The following is a 22777-nucleotide window of genomic DNA, read 5'->3' on the forward strand; positions in this document are numbered from 1 at the left end:
TTTAAATTTATAAGGTTTCCTTCAACCATTTAAAAAATTCGGTTTGCCAAACTAAGGCGTTTTGTGGTTGGAGGATCCAGTGGTTTTCATCAGGAAAATACAGCAACTTGCTTTTTATATCCAACAATCGTGCCGCTTGAAAGGCACTTAAACCCTGCTCGATAGGCACGCGATAATCCTTACCGCCTTGTATGATTAAAATAGGTGTGTCCCATTTTGCAACCATATTTATAGGGTTAAATTCGTTATAAGCTTTTTGGGCTACTGTATTGTCTTTATCCCAATAACTACCACCCCAATCGTGATTTACAAAAAACAGTTCCTCGGTGGTGCCGTACATGGTTCGGTTATCGAAAACACCATCGTGCGAAATAAAAGTTTTAAAGCGCTTGTTGTGTATGCCAGCTAAATAAAACACCGAATAGCCACCAAAACTGGCGCCAATAGCCCCTAGCCTATCGTTATCCACATAAGGCTCTTTGGCCATTTCATCTATGGCGGTTAAGTAATCGTCCATAACTTGTCCGCCCCAATCCTTACTTATGGCTGCATTCCACGCTACACCATGCCCCGGCATACCACGGCGGTTCGGGGCCACTATAATATAGCCTTGTGAAGCCATCAATTGAAAATTCCAACGGTAAGAATAAAACTGCGATAAAGGCGATTGCGGGCCACCTTGTGCATATAACAAAGTTGGGTATTTTTTAGAAGCATCAAAATTTGGGGGCAAAATAACCCAAACCAACATTTGCTTGTTATCGGTAGTGGTTACGTAACGTTTTTCGATTTTCGGCATCTCTATTTTATTGTAAAAATCAGTATTAACGTTTGTAACCTGACGGAAAGTTTTCTTCTTCAAATCAAAACTGAAAACCTCGGCAGCATGATTCATATCGGTACGCGTTACTAAAAGTCCATTTTTGGTTTCGGCAACAATACCGGTAACATCAAAACGACCTTCAGACAATTGCTTTACCGTTGGTGCGATGCGTTTTTTACCAGGATAATTAACCACGAACAATTGTATGGTACCATCTACGGGTGCTGTAAAATAAACGTTTTTACCATCGTTACTCCACTTAAAGCTTCGTACCGTGCCATCCCATCGTGCGGTAAGGTTTTGTTCTACACCTTTTTCCAAAACCACAATATCGTTTTTATCACTCTCGTAACCGGGTGTTTTCATTTGCAACCACGCTAATGCCCCTTCACTTGAAAAGCTAGGATTGGTATCGTATCCCAGATTTTTTTCTGTGATATTGCTGGTTGTTTTTGTAGCTAAATCGTATTTGTAAATATCGGTATTCGTACTTGTAGCATAGGCTTTTCCTTTTAATTTTTTACTCACGTAATAAATGCTTTTGCTATCGGGCGCCCAAATATAATCTTCGTCGCCTCCAAAGGGGCGTTGCGGACTGTAATAGGGTTCGTTGGGCATTATATCGATAGCCTGCTCATCGGTAGCACTTTTTTCCTTGTAAAATACGTGATTGTATGTGCCGTCGTTCCATGTATCCCAATGCCTGTTATCCAAATCGGTAAAAATATAGGCATCGGATTTTGGCAAAGATTGATACACATCCTTACTATGAATCGCTTCGATGGCAACCGGTTTATCAAACATTTTATAACGGCCATCGGGCGATATGTTTTTATCTGCAACGGTTACGTCTTCTTTAGTTATCTTTTCAGCTTCACCACCTTTTGTAGCTATTTTATAATAGCTGTAATCAAACCCATTGGTTTCCATATTTGGTGTGCTAACGCGATAAAACAATACATCACCTTCATTGTTTAAACCTAAGGCGCTTAAACGCTGTACCTGCCACAGGCGTTCTGGGGTCATTAATTCTTGCCCTTGAACTACGAGGCCGCTTAAGAAAAGTCCAAAAAATAATACAAATGTTCTCATGGATTTTAATTTAAATAATACGTTGTTTTAAAATTTACTCTTAAAAATTACTTTAAGCCATATAAAGTATCAAAGATAAGCATATATATAGTATTTTAAGATTAGCTTGTTTAACAAAGCCAAAGTGTATGGCGCTTTTTGATTGGAACATCGGTAAAACAAAAGTCTAATTCTTCCTTTTGTATAATCTTTAAAAAAAACGGACAAAACCCAATCGTATTAAGGGACTTAATCGGGTTTGTATTCAATATGAAATTGTATCGTAAAAAGGTTTTTAGCTAATATTATTTGGAACTTTCATTAGCTTTTTTAACAATAGCTTTTAATCGTTCTTTTCGTAAAGCTGCTTCGGCTTTCTTTTTATTTTTTTTCTGAGCCATTAATTTAGAATGCTTCGCCTTGTTTTTAGTGTTTTTATCTCGTCCTGTTTTTGCCATATTTACTTTTTAGATTTTAACAACGTATTCTGTTCTTCCATTAAATCGGTAAGTTTTGATAGCAGCTCAATGTCTTTGGGTGTTGTTACGGTTTTATCTTTTGCATCGTGTGCTTTATTCCGCAATCTATTCATAAACTTAACCACAATAAATACGGTAAATCCTATAATAATAAAATCGATAAAAGCCTCGCCCAAAGCGCCGTAACCTATGGCTACTTCGTTTTTAAGAATCGTACCGTCTGCTTGTTCAATAGCATCTCGAAGTATAATGCGTTTTTCATGAAAATTTACACCATCGGTTAACAAGGATAATGGTGGCAAAAACACCTTTTTCACCAATACATCGACCACCTTATTAAAAGCGGCGCCAATTATAATACCAATGGCCATGTCCATCATATTTCCTTTTACGGCAAACTCTTTAAACTCTTGAATCAGTTTCATTTTTTATACTTTTAAAAATTATTGTGCAAAGGTATTTGTTTTAAACTGAGTTGGAAAAAAGCAAACCCAATTTTTGTATTGTGTGTACGTTTAGCAATATCCTCTTTAAAGCAGATGTTTTGAATTATCTGCAAAACAAGTGATATTTCATATTATTAGTTTTAAAGCTAATATTATTAATTATTAGTTTAATAGCTAATAATTTTGTTTTCTTGAATTAAAATGTATACATTTGAATTATACTTTTTGCTAAACTTATGACAAGTATAATAACAGGCGATATTATAAATTCTAAAAAGAGCTCTCCAAAACTATGGTTACAAGCACTTAAAACTATTTTGAATAGTTATGGCAATTCGCCTTTAGTATGGGAAATATACAGAGGTGACAGTTTTCAATTGGAAATCGATCCAAAAGATGCATTGAAAGCTTGTATTTTAATTAAAGCAACCATAAAACAATTTGAAAACATTGATGTAAGATTAGCCATTGGCATTGGAGAAAAAACATATCAATCTGATAAAATTACAGAATCTAACGGTAGTGCTTTTGTAAACTCTGGTGAGTGTTTTGAGGCTCTTAAAAAGACAACACTCGCAATAAAATCACCTTTTGATGAGTTTGACACCACAATTAACATCATGCTAGAACTTGCGCAATTAATTTTAAATAATTGGACAAGCACCTCGGCAATTCTAGTAAAAACCACTTTAGAAAACCCAGACTTAAACCAAAATCAATTGGCAGATATTTTAGACAGAACCCAAGGCAATATTAGCCAAGGCCTTAAACGCGCGGGTTACGATGAAATCTCTAAACTACTACACTACTACAAAACCCAAATACAACACTTATGTTAGCACTATTTATAAAACTAATATTGGCGCACTTTATAGGCGATTTTTTATTGCAGCCCCAAAAATGGGTAACCCATAAAGAAACACACAAACACAAATCCAAATTCCTGTACTGGCATATTTTAGTGCATTTGGGCGCTTTAATTTTAGTGTTGCAGGCCAATTTCAGTTATTGGTTAGGGATTTTAATCATACTTATATCGCATTATATCATCGATGTTATAAAGCTTCACCTTAAACCAACACTTAACAACCGAATACTTTTTGGCTTAGACCAACTCGCCCATTTCATAATAATCGCATGGGTGGTTAGCATATACGAACCATATCAATTTACAATAAGCGCATTTTACCACCCCGCATTTTTATTGTTAATTACATGTTTATTGGGCGTAACTGTTGTATCGTCCATAATTATGAGAACCATTATATCAAAATGGTATTTAAAAGAAGATAGTAACGAAGAATCCTTAGAAAATGCCGGTGCCTACATTGGCATGCTGGAACGCCTATTTGTATTCGCCTTTATAATCACGCAACATTGGGAAGGCATCGGGTTTTTACTGGCCGCAAAATCGGTGTTTCGCTTTGGCGATTTATCAAAAGCTAAGGACCGAAAACTAACCGAATACATATTAATAGGCAGTTTATTAAGTTTCGGACTCGCCATTTTATTCGGACTTGGCTACGGTATCGTTTTAAGATTAATTCCTAATTAATAATTTGGGCGTTACCCCAACCCTTCGGCTCCGCTCAGGGCAAGAGGGGTCGGGCTTTCGGCAGTCGCTTCCTCCTCCGTCGGCGAGCTCCAACAAATGCCTCAATCCCTAACGCGGGCAAGTCCGCAATATGCCGTAATAAGTCCGCCATTAATTCTCAAATCCGCTACGTTCAGCGATTAAAAGCAACCTTAACAAAAAGCCCAATCAACTTGTAAATTTTAAAATACAAGCCTTAAAAATATACACTAAGATATTGAATGGACATCCAAAAATTTCAAACAAACAGATTCTTGCTTTCCCAGGAATTTACTTCTTATAATGCTTCGCATAGCCACGATAAGCGAAAAATCCTAAAACAGCAACTATAGCACAAGCAATTAAAATAAACTTAACGCTCACAATTTGGTCGCCACTGGCATAACTGTGCAAGCCTGCCAAATAGAAATTCACTCCAAAATACGTCATTAAAATACTAGAAAACGCCACGATCGACATGAGGTTAAAAAACCAACGCCCGCGCAAGCCAGGAACCAATCGCATATGAATTACAAAAGCATAAACCATAATACTAATTAGCGCCCAAGTTTCCTTAGGGTCCCAACCCCAATAGCGTCCCCAACTTTCATTGGCCCACATGCCACCTAAAAAGTTACCAATGGTTAACAATACCAAACCTACCGTTAAAGCCATTTCGTTAATTACGGTAAGCTCTTTAATGTTTAAATCCATTTTCAGCTTATTGTTTTTGGTGGTAAAAATCATCAATAAAAGCGATACCACACCTAAAATCATACCCAATGCAAACGGCCCATAACTCGCCACAATTACCGCCACATGAATCATGAGCCAATAACTGTTTAAAACAGGCTGTAAGTTTGCAATGGCCGGATCCATCCAGTTCCAGTGTGCTATCATTAAAATCATGGCCGTTACAAAAGCTGTTGCTGCTATGGTTAAATCGCTTTTTCTACCAAAAGCCAAACCAAAAAACATGGTAGCCCAAGCCACATAAATCATCGACTCGTAGGCATCACTCCACGGCGCATGCCCAGAAATGTACCAACGTACAATCAAACCGGCTGTATGCAATAAAAACAAACCGATAATTATGGCATTAAAAACTTTAACGGTTGTATTTATAGCTTTGCTTTTTTCTTTAAATATTTGAACAATTAAGACTATAAACAGCAGCGTTCCCGCATACATATACCAGCTGTAAAGTCTTTTAAAAATATCGTATTTATTGTATAAAACTTCGGTATTTATCTTTTTATCGCTCAGCATAACATCAGCACCGTATTGATGTTGTGTTTTTTTAAAGGCCTCTAAAAGTTTTGAAGCCTCAGAGAAATCTCCAGATTGTTTCGATTTGTTAAGTGTAAACAAATAGGCTCTAAATCCGTTTTTAACAAAGTTCCCGTAAAGTGAATCTTCAATTTTACTGTTTATTTCTTTATCGGTTCTGTAATCGTAGGCCGATATCCATTTATTATTATAATCATTTGGAATTGGGAATATTTTCAAGGACATCCCTTCAACGGCATTGTACAACAAACTCACCCGCTGATCGGTTTCCTTAAATTCTTTTTGATAGCCATTTGGTACCGGTGCTTTGTAGGCTTCTTCAAGGTAAGGTGCTAATTTATACTCGCCTCTCATGGTAAAAAAATCGGCTAATGTCGCATATTTTTCTTCCTTTTGAATACCTAATAAACTCCTGATGGAATCACCCTTTTTAGGCTTTATATAAATAATAGGCACATTATACCAAAGCAACGGACTTTCTTGTATAGACAACAATACTTGGTTGGCATCAAATCCTTCGTAGGTATTGTTTTTACTTAATTTACGAAGCATTTCTGAGGCATATGTATTAACGGGCATCATACGTCCGCTAAGGTCTTGAATCACTAAATGCCCAAATTCATCGGCATGCGCTTTAGGTGTAATATTCGCCTTTAATATAGAATCTATTTGGGTTTTTGATGGTTTAGTGTGGTTATGTCCATCATCTTCAGAATGTTGTTGCGAAAAAGCATTCAAGCTAAAAAGCAATAATATAATGGGTAATAATTTGGCCTTTTTTGCTTTAATTTTGTTCAGTTGTCTTTCTAAATCGCCAAAACGTGACCCTTTAACAAACAAAATAGCCATCATACCAAAATAAAGCATAAAATATCCGATATAAGTAAGCATGGTACCCCAATAATCGTGGTTTACAGATAATATGGTGCCTTTTTCATCGGGATCAAAACTAGATTGAAAGAATCGGTATCCGCGATGGTCTAAAATATGATTCATATATATCTTATAATCAAAATCGTCTTGTTGTTCGTCTATAACCGTTACTTGACTAGAAAAGGCAGAATATCCATTATCGGTTCCGGGATAACGTTCGGCTTCAAAATCGTTTAATTTTATATGAAATGGCAGCTCCAATACCTTTGATCCGTATTTAAAAGCAAAATCCAAACCACCAACCTGTATTTGTTTAAATGCACTGTTAGTTCCTTTTCCGCCTATTAATCCAACAGTTTTGGTTTCGTTATTTGCCGTAACTTTAAGCACCACACCATCGCTATCGTTTTTAAGTATTTCTGATTTTTGAACCACATCAAAAACACCTTTAATTACGGGTTTTGGAAACACCATTTGCATGTTGCCAATTTTATAAAGCGACCGCAGCACTAGTGGCTGAACACTATCTTTTACCACTTTACCTTCGGCTTGAGTGGCCATGGTTAAGTAACTGCCCTCGAAAGGTGATTGTATGGTTAAACCATCGTTGGTTTGGGTAATATTTATAGCGCCATTGGTAGGCTTGTTAAGTGCTATTAATATGTTGTGAACATTTGCAACTTCTCCAACTTTTAAAAAGTGATTATGGGAACCGTTACCGCCAGCTTCCACTAATTTTAAATATTCCTCTCCGTTTTTATCCGGAATTATATCTTCCTCGGCACCAGCTATAAATTTTTCCAATTCAATGGTTACGGGCTGGCCATTGTAATCGGTAGTCACCCTAAATTCGTTTTCCAAACGTTTGGAAAAATCGACTTCAGACTCTAAAACGCGTCTTTGGTTTTGTCCATTAACTACAAAATCGCCATCAATGTATGTTGTAATGTATGTCTTTTGAGATAAAAAAGTATTTTCGGTAGCTCCTTCTCGAATGGCCATCATCCCTTCAAAACTTATGTAACGCGTTACGAACGCACCCAACAAAATAAAAATGAAGGACAAGTGTAATATTAAAGTGGCCCATTTTTCTTTTTTATACAGTCTGAAACGAAAGATGTTTCCTGTAAAATTGATAACAAAAAACACCATTATAGCTTCAAACCACCACGTGTTGTATATTAAATTACGTGTGTAAGGTGTTGGCGATGTGTCTTGTCCTGCATCTAAAAATGTGCCAATGGCCATGGCCGCCGCAAAGGCTAAAAATAAAACAGCAGTAAGTCGCGTTGAGAAAAGAATTTTGGCGAGTTTATTTTGCATAATAACTACCTTTTTTTAGGTCGTGCAAATTTAATGATTTAAGTTGATTTTGATATATTAATAATGGAAAGTTTAAACTAGAAATTGTTAAAATTCATTTGCTGTTTTAACCCAACCACAAACCAATTACTGGTGCTGCCTAGCTTCAAAGATTTTTAAGTATAAAAATGTGCCCATTTTTCGGGCGCGTCGTTTGGCGTTTTCGGCATAATCACCTTCAAAAAGTTCGTCAATGGTTTGAAACCACAAGTTTAACCATAGCCCGAAGTGCAATTCTGAAATGCTGTTATTATTCGCTCTATCAACTTTTACGTGGGCTTCTAAAGGATTGCCTCTGTATTTCTTTTCCAATTTTCTGGTCATAAACAAACTCGATTCCCAAAAGGTGGTAAGTTTATCTAAATGTTCGTCCCAATCTTCAATCATATCATTAAAAAAAGGACCCAAAACAGCATCTTTTCTAACTTTTTTATAGAATGATGACACCAACAAAAACACATCATCTCTCGTTTTAATATCTTTTTTACCCATAAACAACTTACTGTAAACGCATTACATTTAATGCAATTAAAATTATATTGACAATAAGTGATAAAATTAACAAATTAAATGTCCATTTAAGTTTTAAATGCGCCATAATTGCTGCATTGTAAGTCATTGAAACAATAACGCATATGGTTAATTCCAATAAATAAAATTCTGAAATGGTGCTATTAATCAAAATATACATGGCAGCTATTGAGCCCACACAACTTTGAAATATGATACTTAAGGGAATATAGAGAATATAATTCTCGTTGAAATTACTCAGTGATTTTTCATAAAAATTCATGATATATTTTTTTATTTGAATACTTCAAAGTTCTATAACATATCTTTGTTTTTTTATGATTCAAATCATAACCATATGATTCCTTTAAAAATTCTTAATAACTACAAAGCGCTTAAAAAAACATATACCAAAAACAGTATTGTTTTTAATGAGGGCGAAACGGCCAGATTTTATTATCAAATTAAAAAAGGCGATATAAAAATGTACAATATTACCGAAGATGGTAAAGAGTTTGTACAGGGTTATTTTAGTAATGGCAATTCGTTTGGAGAGCCGCCATTATTTGGCAATTACAAATACCCCGCTACAGCGTTTTGTGTATCAGATTGTGTGATTTACAAAATACCCAAAGCCACTTTTTTTGACTTGCTGAAAACACATCCGGACATTCATTTAACATTCACAAAATTGCTTTGTAAGCGCATGGTTTATAAGGCTAAAATAATGAAGGAACTTTCGGTTTATCCGCCAGAACATCGTATTTTAACTTTGCTCAATCACTTTAAGGAAAGCTCATCTCCAGAAGAAATTTACGAGGTTAAACTAACGCGCCAACAAATTTCGGAACTCACGGGCTTACGGGTTGAAACCGTAATTAGAGCCATTAAGCATTTAGAAAAATCAAACAAATTATATATTAAAGAACGCAAAGTTTATATCTAAATATTTCTATTTTAGCAGTATGATTTCAGTAGTAATTCTTGGCGCCGGTAATGTAGCCACTCACCTATTTAAAGCTTTCGCGAAAGCTGAAAATATTATGGTAAAACAATGGTATAATAGACATATAAGTGCCATAAGCTCTTATAAAAATAAGGTTGAAATTATTGATGATTTATCGCTATTAAAAGATGCCGATATATATATAATTGCCGTTAGCGATGATGCCATTGCAGAACTATCAGAACAGCTTCCATTTGTAAACAAACTCGTAGTTCATACTTCGGGGAGCGTTGGTGTTTACGATATTGACAAAAAGCAAAAACGCGGTGTGTTTTATCCGTTGCAAACCTTTAGTAAAGATGCCGAAATGGAATTTAAAAACGTACCCATTTGCATTGAAACCATCGATAAAAAAGATTATCATATTTTAAAAGAATTGGCCATTTCAATAGGCAGTCCGACCAAAAAAGTAAACAGCGACCAGCGTCGTGTGTTGCATTTAGCGGCCGTTTTTGTAAATAATTTTACAAATCAATTGTATAGAATCGGACACGAAATTACCGAAAGCGAAGGTGCCGAATTCGATTTGCTAAAACCGTTAATTCTTGAAACAGCAAAAAAAGTTCAAGAATTTTCGCCATACATGGCTCAAACCGGTCCTGCAAAACGCAACGACAAAAAAACCATAAAAAAGCATTTAAAAATTTTAGAAAGCGAACAGCATAAAGCCATTTACGAACTGCTAACCAAATCAATACAGCAAACTCATGGTGCTCCAATAAACGCGCAAACCAATGATAAAAACACCAATAATGGAAGAAAAAAGCTATAAAGAATATTTAGAACACATCACCACGTTTATTTTTGATGTTGATGGAGTTTTAACCGACGGCTCCGTAACCGTAACAACCACCGGAGATATGTTAAGAAAAATGAACATAAAAGATGGTTATGGACTTAAAACCGCTGTTGATGCTGGATTTAACGTTTGCATTATTTCGGGAGGCTCAAACGAAGGGGTGCGTATTCGTTTAAAAGGTTTGGGCATAAAAGACATTTATTTGGGCGCGCACAATAAAATTGATCAGCTTAACGACTACTTCGAAAAAAAAGGCATTAAATCGGAAAACGTATTGTATATGGGCGATGATATCCCGGATTTTCCGGTTATGAAAATTATTGGTTTGCCCTGTTGCCCGCAAGATGCTGTACCTGAAATAAAAAATATTTCAAAATATATTTCGCATAAAAAGGGCGGTAAAGGTGCGGTTCGCGATGTTATTGAACAAGTGCTTAAAGTTCAAGGGAAATGGAACGGGAATTTTAGTGCAAAATACGACTAAGTCTTGGCAAGGAACAAAAGAAGACATAGCGTAGGTTTTGGATATATTGGTTTTGGAAACAACAGAAGTGTCTTTAACCAAACTTCCAATAAAGCGTTTTCTGCATTAAAAGAAAAACTTAATGAAGCAACCCATAATCATTATCAGCTAAATTTTTCTCATAAAAAACTATCAAAAGCCGAAAGGGAAACAATTAAAAACAAAATCAGAAAAGAAGAAAAACGAAAATCCATTCACGCTATAATTTTAACCATTTTAGTTCTTTTTATCATTATCGTTACTTTTCGCGAATATCTTTTATATTCAATTAACAACCGAACCAACCCTTATTTATAACATTAATATTGAACGTTTTAAACCTCATCCGTTGGAAAAACTTATTACTAATTGCCCTCGTGCAACTATTAATTAAATACGCTTTTTTAGAACCTTTTGGCGTTGATTTTGGATTAACCACATTACAAATTTCAATTTTGGTTTTAGCGACAATTTGTATTGCCGCCGCCGGTAATGTAATTAACGATATTTACGATGTTGAAACCGATTTTGTAAACAAACCCGACAAACTGATTATTGGCACATCCATTTCAGAAAAAACGGCTTATAATCTTTTTATAGCCTTAAACGTCATTGGTGTTGGCTTGGGGTATTACCTATCGCAATCGGTTGGCAAAAGTGCATTTTTCTCAATATTCGTTATTATTTCGGCCTTACTGTATGTGTATGCTTCCTATTTAAAACAAACGCTTTTAATTGGTAACATCATCATTTCGTTACTGGTGGCATTAAGCATTGTTGTTGTGGGTATTTTTGAATTATTACCCGTAATAACAACCGAAAACCGACACACACTTTTTACTTTTTTTAAAATCATTTTAGACTATGCGCTGTTTGCTTTTATTATAAATTTGATTCGCGAAATCGCAAAAGACATTGAAGATATTGATGGCGACTATAAAGCTGGCATGCGTACGCTACCCATTGTTATTGGGCGAGAACGGGCGGGCAACATCCTTTTTGTTTTATCGCTTTTTCCGTTATTTGCTGTGGCGTATTACACCATTAATTCGTTGTACAAAAACCAAATAGCGGTGGTCTATTTTTTGGTGTTTATTATTGGTCCTTTGGTTTATATCAGTATCAAATCGTTTAATGCCAAAACCAAAAAGGAATATCATCATATTAGCAATGTTTTAAAATTGGTCATGTTATTTGGGATGCTTTCTTTACTTTTATATAAGTTTACCTAAATTTAAAAAAACAGAAACTTCTTGACATTAAAACGACAATATAAAATGTCGTAAAAATGTCCACGTTAAACCGTTATCAGACTTATGATTACATAATAACTTTGATAAAAATTTTTATTATGAATTCAATAGGAACTAAAATTATCGAAATTCGAAAGTCAAGAGGGTTAAACCAAGAAGAATTAGCTGAACTATCCAAAGTTAACTTAAGAACAATTCAAAGAATTGAAAATAATGAAAACGTACCTAGGGGAAAAACATTAGATTTAATATGTAACGCACTTGAAATAGATCGCAACTGTTTTACCAGAACAGCTTTAAAAAACAAAAGTGAATCAATTGGGTCTTTTATAATTAATGGAGTATATCTAATTCTGCTAAATTTACTTCTTATGTCAATAATTGGCTTCTTAACTTTAGATTCAAATGCAAATATTAATAGTCGAACTGGAGCATTATTATTAAGTTTTTTTGTGCCTTTTTTCATTGTATTATACACACAAAAAATGACCCCGCTTGAAAGAGTGCTGAAATTTGGAATTGGTTTATTAGTGTATATTGGATTATTATTGATAGTTCAAGGATTTAAAGAAGGTTTTAGTCTAGGCTTGCGCACAGGCCTATATCTTTGCTCAATACTTTCTGTTGGAGTTTTATACTATGGCAAAGCCATACTTAAACTGATAAAATAAAATGCTAAACCAAAAACTAAAAAATCACAATATCATTTTGGCATCTGCCTCACCGAGGCGACAAGAATTTTTTAAAAATTTAGGATTGGATTTCGAGATTCGATTAAAACCCATAAAAGAAGAATATCCCCCACGGTTAACGCATTTCGAAATCTGCAACTATTTAGCACAACTTAAGGCGCTTCCGTTTAAAGAAGAATTAAACACCAACGACATCCTCATTACCAGCGATACCATAGTTTGGCACAACAACCAAGCTTTGGGTAAACCCAGAAATAACGGTGAAGCTTTCTCAATTTTAAAGGCTTTAAGCAACACGACGCACGAAGTCATTACATCCGTTTGTTTCACAAGTTCAAACTACGAAAAAACCATACATAACATCACCAAGGTTACCTTTAAGGAACTGTCTGATGCCGAAATTAATTTCTACATAAAAAACTACAAACCTTTTGACAAAGCTGGTGCTTACGGCATACAGGATTGGATTGGTCAAATAGGCGTTACAAAAATTGAAGGCTCATATTTTAATGTTATGGGATTGCCCGTTCACGCCGTTTATAAAACGTTAAATGATATGGTAAACGCTTCATAAATTTGTAAATTTAGACTTAAAATTTAATCAGATGAAAAAGATTATTAAAGTCAAAATTCTTATTTGGCCCGTTATGGGGTTATTTCTAATATTTTCTGCTTGCAACAAAAAAAACGAAACCCAAAATTTAGCTACTAATTTTGATGCAGAAGTTTCGGTTAAAAACACATCCGTAAAAGAACCATCGCAAGCATTTAAAGATTACTGGTACGCCGGTAAAGCGGAAATTACGTCGTACCAATTAGAGCAAGCCCGTTATGGCGAAATACGCGAAGGAAAAGCCGTTTTAATTTACGTTACCGAAGATTTTTTACCCAACAAACAGGTAAAAGCCGATAACCAAAACCCAAATAATATTTCGGTTTTAAAACTAAATGCTACTAAAAAATTCAATACGGGTTTGTATCCGTATTCCATCATGCAAAGTACGTTTTATCCCGTTGCAAACAATCAACACGCCATAAAATTAACCAGCTCTATTCAAGAATGGTGCGGACAGGTTTACGCGCAGCTAAACAATAAAAATAAATTTGAAATTTCAGCCTATTCGTATTTTGAAAGTGAAGGTGATAAAAATTTCAAACTTGAAAAATCGATTTTAGAAAACGAACTTTGGACGCAGTTGCGCATCGACCCTAAATCGTTACCCGTTGGTAGTTTGAAAATTATTCCATCGCTTGAATATAGCCGATTAAAGCATATAGAAATAAAAGCATATAATGCTCAAGTCCGTTTAACCGGTAGTACCTATTCCATTGAATATCCAGAATTAAATCGAACATTAGCCATTAATTTTAATCCAAATTTTCCGCATGATATTTTAAGTTGGGAAGAAACCTTTATAAGCGGTTTTGGTAACAATGCTAAAACACTAACAACAAAAGCAACAAAACTAAACACCATAAAATCGGCCTATTGGAACAAAAACAACAATACAGATGAAGTGCTTAGAGATACGCTTCAATTAAATTAAAGTGGTATTAATTTGTAATGTATATTTAGCCCATTGTTAAACCCAAACCATTAAAGATGTTTTCTGAGATACTGCAAGGCCAATTAATAACAACAGGTGTTTTTATAATATCACTATTAATTATTAGAGCCATAACACATTATACCATTACTAAAGTTGCCCGCAAAAACGGTATTAACGAAGCACGAATAAGGCTTATACGCCGTTACATAACTGTGGCATTGCTATTATTGGCCCTACTTGTTGAAGCTTTTGTATTTGGTGCAAAATTTGAGGATTTAGCCCTTATTTTTTCATCGGTATTTGCCATAATCGGTATAGCCTTATTTGCTATCTGGTCTATATTAAGCAATGTTACCTCGGGAATTATTATGTTTTTCAATTTTCCTTATAAAGTGGGAGATAAAATAGAAATTCACGACAAAGATTTTCCCATTAAAGCCATTATAGAAGATATCAGAGCGTTTCAACTGCATTTGCGTTTGGATGATGGCGATTTGGTAACCTATCCCAATAATCTTATGCTTCAAAAAGCCGTAACGCTTATTCAAAAAGACGCCATTGACAACGTCGATCAAGATGACGGTGTCGATACTGTGTAAAATTCCCTATTTTAAAAATATATATTTCAATTATGCCAAAAAAGAGAATATATCATTCTAAAAAGAAAATAGGCCAAATCCCGGGCAGCCTTATTTATACGGGTGAACGCTCTAAAGAAAAACTATTTATTGAGACTTTTGATTATACCAAAGAGTTTTGTGTTGAAAAAGAACTGCAAACCATTGAAGAAAGTTTTGAATACAAGAACACCGATTCTGTAACTTGGATAAATTTAAACGGCTTAAACCATGTAGACCAGATTGAAGCCTTAGGAAATCATTACGATATTCACCCATTGGTTTTAGAAGATGTTGTGAATATTTCCCAACGCCCGAAAATTGATGATCACGAAGATTATCTATTTATCGTATTGAAAATGCTTTATTACGATGATAATCAGCATATCGTTTCAGAGCAAGTAAGTTTTATTCTAGGAAAAAATTATGTGCTATCCTTCCAAGAATCCGAAGGTGATGTTTTTGATGCCGTAAGAGACCGCCTAAGACACGCCAAAGGTCGTGTGCGCACCCTGAAATCAGACTATTTACTTTACGTGCTCATCGATGCTATTGTAGACCATTATTTTAGTGTTATAGAAATTTTAGGCGATAAAATTGAAGATTTTGAAACCGCTATTTTTGCTGGTGATGTCGACGGTGAAATCAGCCAAAAAATCCAGGACTTAAAACGTGAAATACTAAAAGTTCGTCGGGCTATTTTTCCGCTGCGCGAAGTTATAAGTCGCATCGAAAAAAATGAAAGCCCGCTTATTAATAAAAAGACCATTACTTATTATAGAGACATTTACGACCATTTGATTCATGTGTCTGAAAACATTGATATTTATCGCGAAATGATTTGGAGTTTAATGGATATGTACATGACTTCCATTAGCAATAAAATGAACGAAGTGATGAAAGTGCTTACCATAATGGCGTCCATTTTTATTCCGCTTACCTTTATTGCCGGAATTTACGGGATGAATTTCGAGTACATTCCGGAACTGCAATACAAATACGCCTATTTTATTTTGTGGGGCGTCATGATTGTGCTTTTTATTGGGATGCTTTTTTACTTCAAACGGAAAAAGTGGTTGTAATAAATTTAAGTTAAAGAAACATTAAAAGCTACACTTCGGCTGTTATACTTTGTTATATTTGGTTTTTAGCTAACAAAATAATCATGCGAAAAAACCTATTTTCTATATTTATAATATTTATTTCCTGCACGTTTTTACATGCTCAAAAACCCAAAACCCCTTCCTCTTCAGAGATATACCAATCTATTCAAAAACTCAATTTTTTAGGCACTGTTTTATATGTAGCGGCACATCCGGATGATGAAAATACACGCCTTATTTCATACATGTCTAACCATGTAAAAGCGCGAACAGGCTATTTATCGTTAACACGTGGCGATGGCGGGCAAAACCTTATTGGTCCAGAACTTAGAGAACTTTTAGGCGTTATACGAACCCAGGAATTATTGGCAGCAAGACGAATTGATGGCGGCGAACAGTTTTTTACTAGAGCCAACGATTTTGGGTACTCCAAAGACCCGGAAGAAACTTTATCCATTTGGGACAAAAACGAGGTTTTAAGCGATGTGGTTTTGGCTATTCGTCAATTTAAACCAGACATTATTATCAACAGATTTGATCACCGAACTCCGGGTACAACGCATGGGCATCACACCAGTTCTGCCCTACTCAGTATGGAGGCTTTTGATCTTGCAAACGATAAATCTGCATTTTCTGATTTACTAAAAAACGCTAGCGTCTGGCAACCAAAGCGTTTGTTTTACAACACAAGTTGGTGGCGCTATGGCAGCAGGGAAGCATTCGATAAAATTGATAAAAGTAATATGATTAGTGTTGATGTTGGCACCTACTATCCACTTAAGGGTTTATCGAATAACGAAGTTGCCGCTTTGGCGAGTAGCCAGCATTTATGCCAAGGTTTTGGGCGTTTATCCCAACGGGGCTCGCAAGAAGAATATATCGAATTTTTAAAAGGCGAACCTTTAACCGATGATGAAAATATTTTTGCTGGTATCGACACATCGTGGAATCGTGTAAAAGGCGGAAAAGCCATTGGTGATATTTTATATAAGGTTGAAAAAAACTTCAATTTCATTAACCCATCGCAGCATATTCCGCAATTGCTTGAAGCCTATAAACTGCTTCAAAATATTGAAGACAAACATTGGAAAACTCAAAAATCAAAAGAGTTAAAAGCTATTATTGAAATGTGCGCAGGTTTGTATTTAGAGGTTTCTGCCAATACTAATTGGGCTACACCAAACGAAAAAATCAACTTAAATATTGAAGTGTTAAACCGCAGCAATCTTCCCATAAATTTGGTGAGTTTAAACAATTCAAACGATTTAAATATTTCAAAAAATATCGCTTTAAAAAGCAATGTGAAATACAATTTTAATGAAGTTATAAAAATCAATTCAGATGAGAATCCTACAACGCCGTATTGGTTAAGTGAAAAAGGAACTTTGGGCATGTACAAAGTAACCGACAGCAAATTAATAGGCTTGCCCGAAACACCTCGAATTTATAATGTTGACTTTAATCTTATGATTAACAATATGCCTTTAACCATCACGAAACCAATAATCCACCGGTATTCAAAACCTGAAAAAGGCGAATTATACAAACCTTTTGAAGTCATTCCTGAAGCCTCGGCTAAAATTTCGGAAAAAGTCATCATTTTGGACAATGATAAACAACGTGATGTTACTGTGGTTGTAAAAGCGGGAAGAGACAATCTTGAGGGCTCAGTTGAAGTTTGTCACCCAACTGATTGGAGTATTTATCCTAAAAATCAAAAAGTTAGCATAAAGCATAAAGGCGAGGAACAAACTCTTGTTTTTACCATTATTCCCCCTAAAAACGAAAGCGAAGGCTACATTAGTCCAATAGTTACAATCAACAATAATTTATACACCAAAGAACTTATCGAAATAGCTTACGATCATATTCCTTTTCAAACCGTTTTGTTGCCTAGCGAAAGCAAAATTGTTCGCTTAAATATAAAAAAGAAAGGCGAAAACATTGGCTATATTCAAGGTGCCGGCGATGTGGTGCCCGAGAGTTTACAGCAAATCGGATACAATGTTTTAACCATAAAACCAGAAGATATTAATGCCGAAACCCTTAGTAGGTTTGATGCTATTGTAGTTGGTATTCGGGCATATAATGTACTGGACGACTTGCAATTTAAGCAACAACAATTATTCGATTTTGTTAAAAATGGCGGCAATATGATTGTACAGTACAACACCAGTCGCGGTATAAAAGTTGACCAATTGGCACCTTACGAATTACAATTATCAAGAGACCGCGTCACTAACGAAAATGCCGAAGTCCGATTTATAAATCCTGATCACCCCATCCTTAACTATCCCAATAAAATCACTCAAAAAGATTTTGAAGGCTGGACGCAAGAGCGCGGTTTATATTTTCCCGGTGAATGGTCAAACGAGTTTACGCCTATCCTTTCCATGAACGATAAAAATGAAACGCCTAAAGAAGGTAGTTTATTAGTTGCCAAATACGGTAAAGGCCATTATATATACACGGGATTAAGCTTTTTTAGGGAATTCCCCGAAGGTGTTTCCGGTGCCTACCGATTATTTGCCAATATGCTTTCTATCGGTAAAGAAGATTTAAAATTAGAAGCTAAACTAAACGATTAAATATGACAGAAGACCAACCAGAAAAACAACCTTGGCTTAAACTTTATTCTATAGTTTTAATTGCCAATGCCATATATATTTTAGTGTTTTATTTAATCATGCAAGCGTTTTAATATGCAAACATTAAATTGGATTGATTGGGTTGTTTTAGCTGTTACACTATGTACCATTGTAGGTTATGGCACATGGAAAACCAGAGGTAGAGAAAGTGCGCAAGACTATATAAAAGGCGGAAATTCAACAAAATGGTGGACCATTGGTTTATCGGTAATGGCAACTCAAGCCAGTGCTATTACCTTTTTATCTACAACGGGTCAAGCGTTTTCAGATGGGATGGGCTTTGTGCAATTTTACTTTGGTTTGCCTATTGCCATGGTTATCATATGTTTGGTTTTTATTCCGCTTTACCATCGCTTAAAAGTTTACACCGCTTACGAGTTTTTAGAAAATAGATTTGATTTAAAAACCAGAAGCCTCACCGCTATTCTGTTTTTAATCCAACGGGGTTTAGCCGCTGGTATTACCATTTTTGCACCCGCCATTATTTTGTCGGTAGTTTTAGGTTGGAACATCACCTATCTTAATATTGCCATTGGGGCTTTGGTTATTATTTATACGGTTTCCGGTGGCACAAAAGCGGTTACGGTTACCCAAAAACAGCAAATGTTTGTCATTTTTGCGGGTATGCTTGCGGCATTGTTCATCATTTTAAATTTAATTCCAGACGATGTTTCGTTCACCAAAGCACTCGATATTGCGGGAGCAAGCGGTCGCATGGAAGTTTTAGATTTCTCCTTCGATTTAGAAAACAGATACACTGTTTGGTCCGGATTAATTGGTGGAACTTTTTTAGCATTGGCGTATTTTGGAACAGACCAAAGTCAGGTGCAACGTTATCTTTCGGCTAAATCGATGAAAGAAATGCAAATGGGATTAATATTTAATGGACTATTAAAAGTGCCGATGCAATTCTTCATTTTATTGGTGGGCGTTATGGTATTTGTATTTTATCAATTCAATCCGGCGCCTTTAAATTTTATAGATTCTTCAACTGAAAAAGTTTTAACTTCGGAATATGCGGAACAATATCAAAATCTTCAGCAAAGGCAAAATACACTTTTCAATGAAAAGAAAGCGTTGAGTATTCAGCTTTCAAAACACGATGATGACAAATTACGACAAGATTTATTCGTTATGGATAGTATTGAAAAAACACATCGTTTAGAGTCGAAATATTTGATAAAACGCGCCATCGATACGGCTTATGCTAACAAGTACGACAAGCTAAATACCGAGTTACTAGCCCTGGATAACAAAAAAAACAGCGCAGCCTACAAAGCGAAAAAAGAGGAATTAAGTACGTGGTATAAAGAATCTGCAAAAGACACCCAAACCAACGACAGGGATTATATGTTCATTACTTTTATCCTTAAATATTTACCGAAAGGGTTAATTGGCTTATTGTTGGCGGTTATACTTTCGGCAGCCATGTCATCAACCGCATCCGAAATAAATGCTTTGGCAACCATTACCTCCATCGATTTATACGGTAGAAATCTAAAAGAAGAAAAGGATGAAAAGCACATGGTTAAAATCACCAAACTTTTCACTTTACTTTGGGGAATCGTGGCCATAATCATTGCATGTTTTGCAAATCTTGCCGAAAACTTAATACAACTTGTAAACATTATCGGGTCTATATTTTACGGCAATGTTTTGGGTATTTTTCTACTCGCGTTTTTCTTTAAATTCATTAAAGCCAATGCCGTTTTTACGGCAGCATTAATAACACAGGCTATCGTTATAATTGGTTGGTGGCTCGATTGGATGCCTTATTTATGGCTCAACTTATTTGGTTGTGTTTTAGTGGTTTTAGTTGCTGTTTCAATTCAACTTTTACAAAAGAACAATGAAAAAATCAACATCAAATAAAACCATTAATTGGGGCATTATTGGCTTAGGCAATATTGCCAATAAATTTGCCCAGGATTTGTTAACTGTTGAAAACGCCAAACTTTACGGGGTGGCATCCCGATCGTTGGAAAAAGCAACCGAATTTGCCCATAAATACCAAGCCAATATAGCCTATGGCAGTTACGAAGCTTTAGCAAAAAACCCAAATATTGATGCTATTTACATCGCGACGCCACACGTTTTTCACAAAGAAAATACACTATTGTGTCTAGAAAACGGAATTGCTGTTTTATGTGAAAAACCTTTAGCGATGCATGCCGAGGAAGTGGAACACATGATAGCGAAAGCCAAAGAGAAAAATGTACTTTTAATGGAGGCGCTTTGGACATATTTTTTACCGCATTATCAATTTGTATTGAATGAACTAGCCAACAAAACGTATGGAAATATTTTAAAGTTAGAAGCCGATTTTGGCTTTAAATCCGAGCATGCTAAAACCTCCCGAGTTTGGAAAAAATCATTGGGCGGTGGCAGTTTATTGGATATTGGCATCTACCCTATTTTTGCGGCACTCTCTACTTTAGGAAAACCAAAAAACATAAAAGCAGAGGCAACTTTTACTGATACCCGAGTTGACTCTAGCTGTGACATGGTGTTTGATTACGATAAAAATGTTACAGCCATTTTAAAAAGCTCTTTTTTAGAAAACACACCCACCGAAGCCATTTTTTATTGCGAAAACGGAACGATTAAAATCAATTCTAGATTCCACGGTCCAACTACAGTTAGTATAACCGACATAAACGGCAAGGAAAAAACCATCGATTTTAATTATAAAACCATTGGGTATAATCACGAGATCGAGCACTTCAATAATTTATTAAGAGCCGAAAAAACGGAAAGCGACATCATGACGTTTGATTTTAGCAAACAACTTATTGAAACTTTGGATGACGTTAGAAGGACAATTGGATTGCATTATTAAATCTATGATTGTAAAATTTTTCTTATTAGATTACTCGAGGACAACTACTAGAAATAGAAAAACAACTTTAGCAAATAAGCGCGTTAACGATTGAACGGTCTGTTTGAGCTCCCGACGCAGGAGGAGCGAGTAGTGAAAGCGTGTTAAAACGCCCAACTTCTCGATACAATTTCGATGAAAAAATCGAAATCACTCGAAGTGACTCAATAACATAAAAAAGCGCAACCTTAAACCGTTGCGCTTTGAAATTTTCTTGAAAGTCAATAACTTTAATAAGTCTCATTTACATGGCACCCCATTCGGCAAGTGAGTCTTTATTCATTTTTACATAATCGGCATTTCCAGCCTTTTGTGCCGCAGCCAAAGATTTTTTAGCCGCTGCGATAGCACCTGCCTTATCGCCTGCTTTGGCGTATATTAAAGATTTTTGTCTCAACTGCCAAAAACGAGGGTTATCGGTCATGCTCATGGCTTTATCAATCCACTCTTTAGCCTTAGCAATATCTTTTCCTTCGCTTAAATAATAGGTTGCAGCCGCATAATAATCGTTAAACCCTGGACCATTTAAGGTCTTTTCGATAGCCGCAGAAACAGCTTTATCCGTTGGCACTGTAAACGGAACGGCTACATAGGTTTTTTCCCAAATAAATTCTAAGGTTGCACTGCTATTGGTTATGTTATTAATATCCATAGTAAACGTTTCAACATTAAAAGGAATAGGGTGTACTTTAGCAGTTACCCTAGCAGCAACTTTACTTTCATCTAACTCAGCAGGTGCGCCGCCGCCTTTATAATCGGTGTAAAAAACAACATCCCAAGCATCTGCTTGAGGAATTGTAAAAATCGCATAAGATCCCGCTTTAAGCGCTTGTCCATCAACAGCAACATCTTCACTAAACGTAATTTTTGTTCTTGCATTGGCACCCGTACGCCACACTTTTCCGTAAGGCACTAAATCGCCAAAAACGGTTCTTCCTTTAACGCCAGGGCGCGAATAGTCTAAGTTTACGGTCGTTAACCCAACCATTTGCTCCACTTTTGATGATGGACTTGGTTGTGGTGTTTCAATTTGCGCGTTTACCGAATAAGACATGGTAAAAGCCAATAAAATCAATAGTAGTTTTTTCATTTTTAGTTTTTATTAGTTATTTAAATAGTCATTTGCAATCCTATAAAATTAAGCAATACAAACCTTTTTATTGTTAACAAAAGCTTAAAAAAATTTTACTTATCTAATCTTCAGCATCCAAAAAAATCAAAATTTTTGTTTAACATTTTAATGTTTTAATTAAACATTTTTATATATTTGTCGTCAATCATTTTAATGAATTTAAAACTTTT

Annotated in this window: 22 protein-coding genes; 15 read left to right on the forward strand and 7 right to left on the reverse strand. The window is 35.5% G+C overall.

Annotated elements, in window-relative coordinates:
- Positions 1-7 precede the first annotated feature (7 nt).
- The 3 genes from RNZ46_RS00230 to mscL form a co-directional block, all read right to left on the reverse strand.
- On the reverse strand, positions 8-1915 hold the full coding sequence (locus RNZ46_RS00230) for a S9 family peptidase (protein WP_316983390.1): 1908 nt from the start codon (positions 1913-1915) through the stop codon (positions 8-10).
- A gap of 284 nt (positions 1916-2199) precedes the next feature.
- Entirely contained in the window at positions 2200-2352 is a 153-nt protein-coding gene (locus tag RNZ46_RS00235; protein WP_316983391.1) for a hypothetical protein, read from the reverse strand.
- A 2-nt stretch (positions 2353-2354) separates the two neighbouring features.
- Positions 2355-2798, reverse strand: coding sequence for a large conductance mechanosensitive channel protein MscL (mscL, locus tag RNZ46_RS00240; protein ID WP_316983392.1), 444 nt, complete (start codon positions 2796-2798; stop codon positions 2355-2357).
- Between the two features lie 257 nt (positions 2799-3055).
- Here mscL and RNZ46_RS00245 point away from each other — a divergent pair, with 257 nt between their 5' ends.
- Positions 3056-3658 (forward strand): SatD family protein, encoded by a 603-nt coding sequence (locus RNZ46_RS00245; protein ID WP_316983393.1) that lies wholly within the window; start codon positions 3056-3058, stop codon positions 3656-3658.
- The gene (locus RNZ46_RS00250; protein WP_316983394.1) at positions 3652-4374 is read left to right on the forward strand and encodes a DUF3307 domain-containing protein; all 723 of its coding nucleotides are present in this window, start codon (positions 3652-3654) and stop codon (positions 4372-4374) included. Before RNZ46_RS00245 ends, RNZ46_RS00250 begins: the two co-directional genes overlap by 7 nt.
- A gap of 309 nt (positions 4375-4683) precedes the next feature.
- Here the strand turns inward: RNZ46_RS00250 and RNZ46_RS00255 are convergent, their stop codons facing one another.
- From RNZ46_RS00255 to RNZ46_RS00265, 3 genes are all read right to left on the reverse strand, one after another.
- Positions 4684-7878, reverse strand: a complete 3195-nt coding sequence (locus RNZ46_RS00255) for a cytochrome c biogenesis protein CcsA (protein ID WP_316983395.1) — start codon at positions 7876-7878, stop codon at positions 4684-4686.
- A gap of 126 nt (positions 7879-8004) precedes the next feature.
- Positions 8005-8409: a group III truncated hemoglobin gene (locus RNZ46_RS00260; protein ID WP_316983396.1), complete on the reverse strand. Its 405-nt coding sequence runs from the start codon at positions 8407-8409 to the stop codon at positions 8005-8007.
- A 7-nt stretch (positions 8410-8416) separates the two neighbouring features.
- Positions 8417-8710 carry a hypothetical protein gene (locus tag RNZ46_RS00265; protein WP_316983397.1) on the reverse strand — a complete coding sequence of 98 codons (294 nt, stop codon included), beginning with the start codon at positions 8708-8710 and terminating at the stop codon, positions 8417-8419.
- 75 nt (positions 8711-8785) lie between these two features.
- On the opposite strand from RNZ46_RS00265, the gene RNZ46_RS00270 reads away from it, so the two are divergent.
- The 13 genes from RNZ46_RS00270 to RNZ46_RS00330 all read left to right on the forward strand — a co-directional run bounded on the left by RNZ46_RS00270 (position 8786) and on the right by RNZ46_RS00330 (position 21436).
- Positions 8786-9373: a Crp/Fnr family transcriptional regulator gene (locus RNZ46_RS00270; protein ID WP_316983398.1), complete on the forward strand. Its 588-nt coding sequence runs from the start codon at positions 8786-8788 to the stop codon at positions 9371-9373.
- A gap of 19 nt (positions 9374-9392) precedes the next feature.
- Positions 9393-10205, forward strand: coding sequence for a Rossmann-like and DUF2520 domain-containing protein (locus tag RNZ46_RS00275; RefSeq protein ID WP_316983399.1), 813 nt, complete (start codon positions 9393-9395; stop codon positions 10203-10205).
- On the forward strand, positions 10186-10716 hold the full coding sequence (locus RNZ46_RS00280; protein ID WP_316983400.1) for a KdsC family phosphatase: 531 nt from the start codon (positions 10186-10188) through the stop codon (positions 10714-10716). Before RNZ46_RS00275 ends, RNZ46_RS00280 begins: the two co-directional genes overlap by 20 nt.
- 3 nt (positions 10717-10719) lie before the next feature.
- Entirely contained in the window at positions 10720-11052 is a 333-nt protein-coding gene (locus tag RNZ46_RS00285) for a hypothetical protein (protein WP_316983401.1), read from the forward strand.
- Positions 11053-11060: 8 nt separating this feature from the next.
- Entirely contained in the window at positions 11061-11966 is a 906-nt protein-coding gene (locus RNZ46_RS00290) for a geranylgeranylglycerol-phosphate geranylgeranyltransferase (RefSeq protein WP_316983402.1), read from the forward strand.
- A 119-nt stretch (positions 11967-12085) separates the two neighbouring features.
- A complete protein-coding gene (locus RNZ46_RS00295) occupies positions 12086-12658 on the forward strand; it encodes a helix-turn-helix domain-containing protein (RefSeq protein ID WP_316983403.1) in 573 nt (190 codons plus the stop codon).
- 1 nt (position 12659) lies between these two features.
- A complete protein-coding gene (locus RNZ46_RS00300) occupies positions 12660-13253 on the forward strand; it encodes a Maf-like protein (RefSeq protein WP_316983404.1) in 594 nt (197 codons plus the stop codon).
- A gap of 31 nt (positions 13254-13284) precedes the next feature.
- Complete coding sequence (locus RNZ46_RS00305; protein WP_316983405.1) at positions 13285-14226, forward strand: septum formation inhibitor Maf; 942 nt, start codon at positions 13285-13287, stop codon at positions 14224-14226.
- A gap of 56 nt (positions 14227-14282) precedes the next feature.
- Positions 14283-14828, forward strand: coding sequence for a mechanosensitive ion channel domain-containing protein (locus RNZ46_RS00310; RefSeq protein WP_316983406.1), 546 nt, complete (start codon positions 14283-14285; stop codon positions 14826-14828).
- Positions 14829-14860: 32 nt separating this feature from the next.
- Positions 14861-15928 carry a magnesium/cobalt transporter CorA gene (gene corA, locus RNZ46_RS00315; RefSeq protein ID WP_316983407.1) on the forward strand — a complete coding sequence of 356 codons (1068 nt, stop codon included), beginning with the start codon at positions 14861-14863 and terminating at the stop codon, positions 15926-15928.
- An 83-nt stretch (positions 15929-16011) separates the two neighbouring features.
- Positions 16012-18537, forward strand: coding sequence for a PIG-L family deacetylase (locus RNZ46_RS00320; protein ID WP_316983408.1), 2526 nt, complete (start codon positions 16012-16014; stop codon positions 18535-18537).
- 114 nt (positions 18538-18651) lie between these two features.
- On the forward strand, positions 18652-20469 hold the full coding sequence (locus RNZ46_RS00325) for a sodium:solute symporter family protein (protein WP_316983409.1): 1818 nt from the start codon (positions 18652-18654) through the stop codon (positions 20467-20469).
- Positions 20447-21436, forward strand: coding sequence for a Gfo/Idh/MocA family protein (locus RNZ46_RS00330; protein ID WP_316983410.1), 990 nt, complete (start codon positions 20447-20449; stop codon positions 21434-21436). Before RNZ46_RS00325 ends, RNZ46_RS00330 begins: the two co-directional genes overlap by 23 nt.
- Positions 21437-21719: 283 nt before the next feature.
- Here the strand turns inward: RNZ46_RS00330 and RNZ46_RS00335 are convergent, their stop codons facing one another.
- Positions 21720-22565 carry a DUF2911 domain-containing protein gene (locus tag RNZ46_RS00335; RefSeq protein ID WP_316983411.1) on the reverse strand — a complete coding sequence of 282 codons (846 nt, stop codon included), beginning with the start codon at positions 22563-22565 and terminating at the stop codon, positions 21720-21722.
- Positions 22566-22777 lie beyond the last annotated feature (212 nt).

The organism is Hwangdonia lutea (genome assembly GCF_032814565.1).
Taxonomy (GTDB): domain Bacteria; phylum Bacteroidota; class Bacteroidia; order Flavobacteriales; family Flavobacteriaceae; genus Hwangdonia; species Hwangdonia lutea.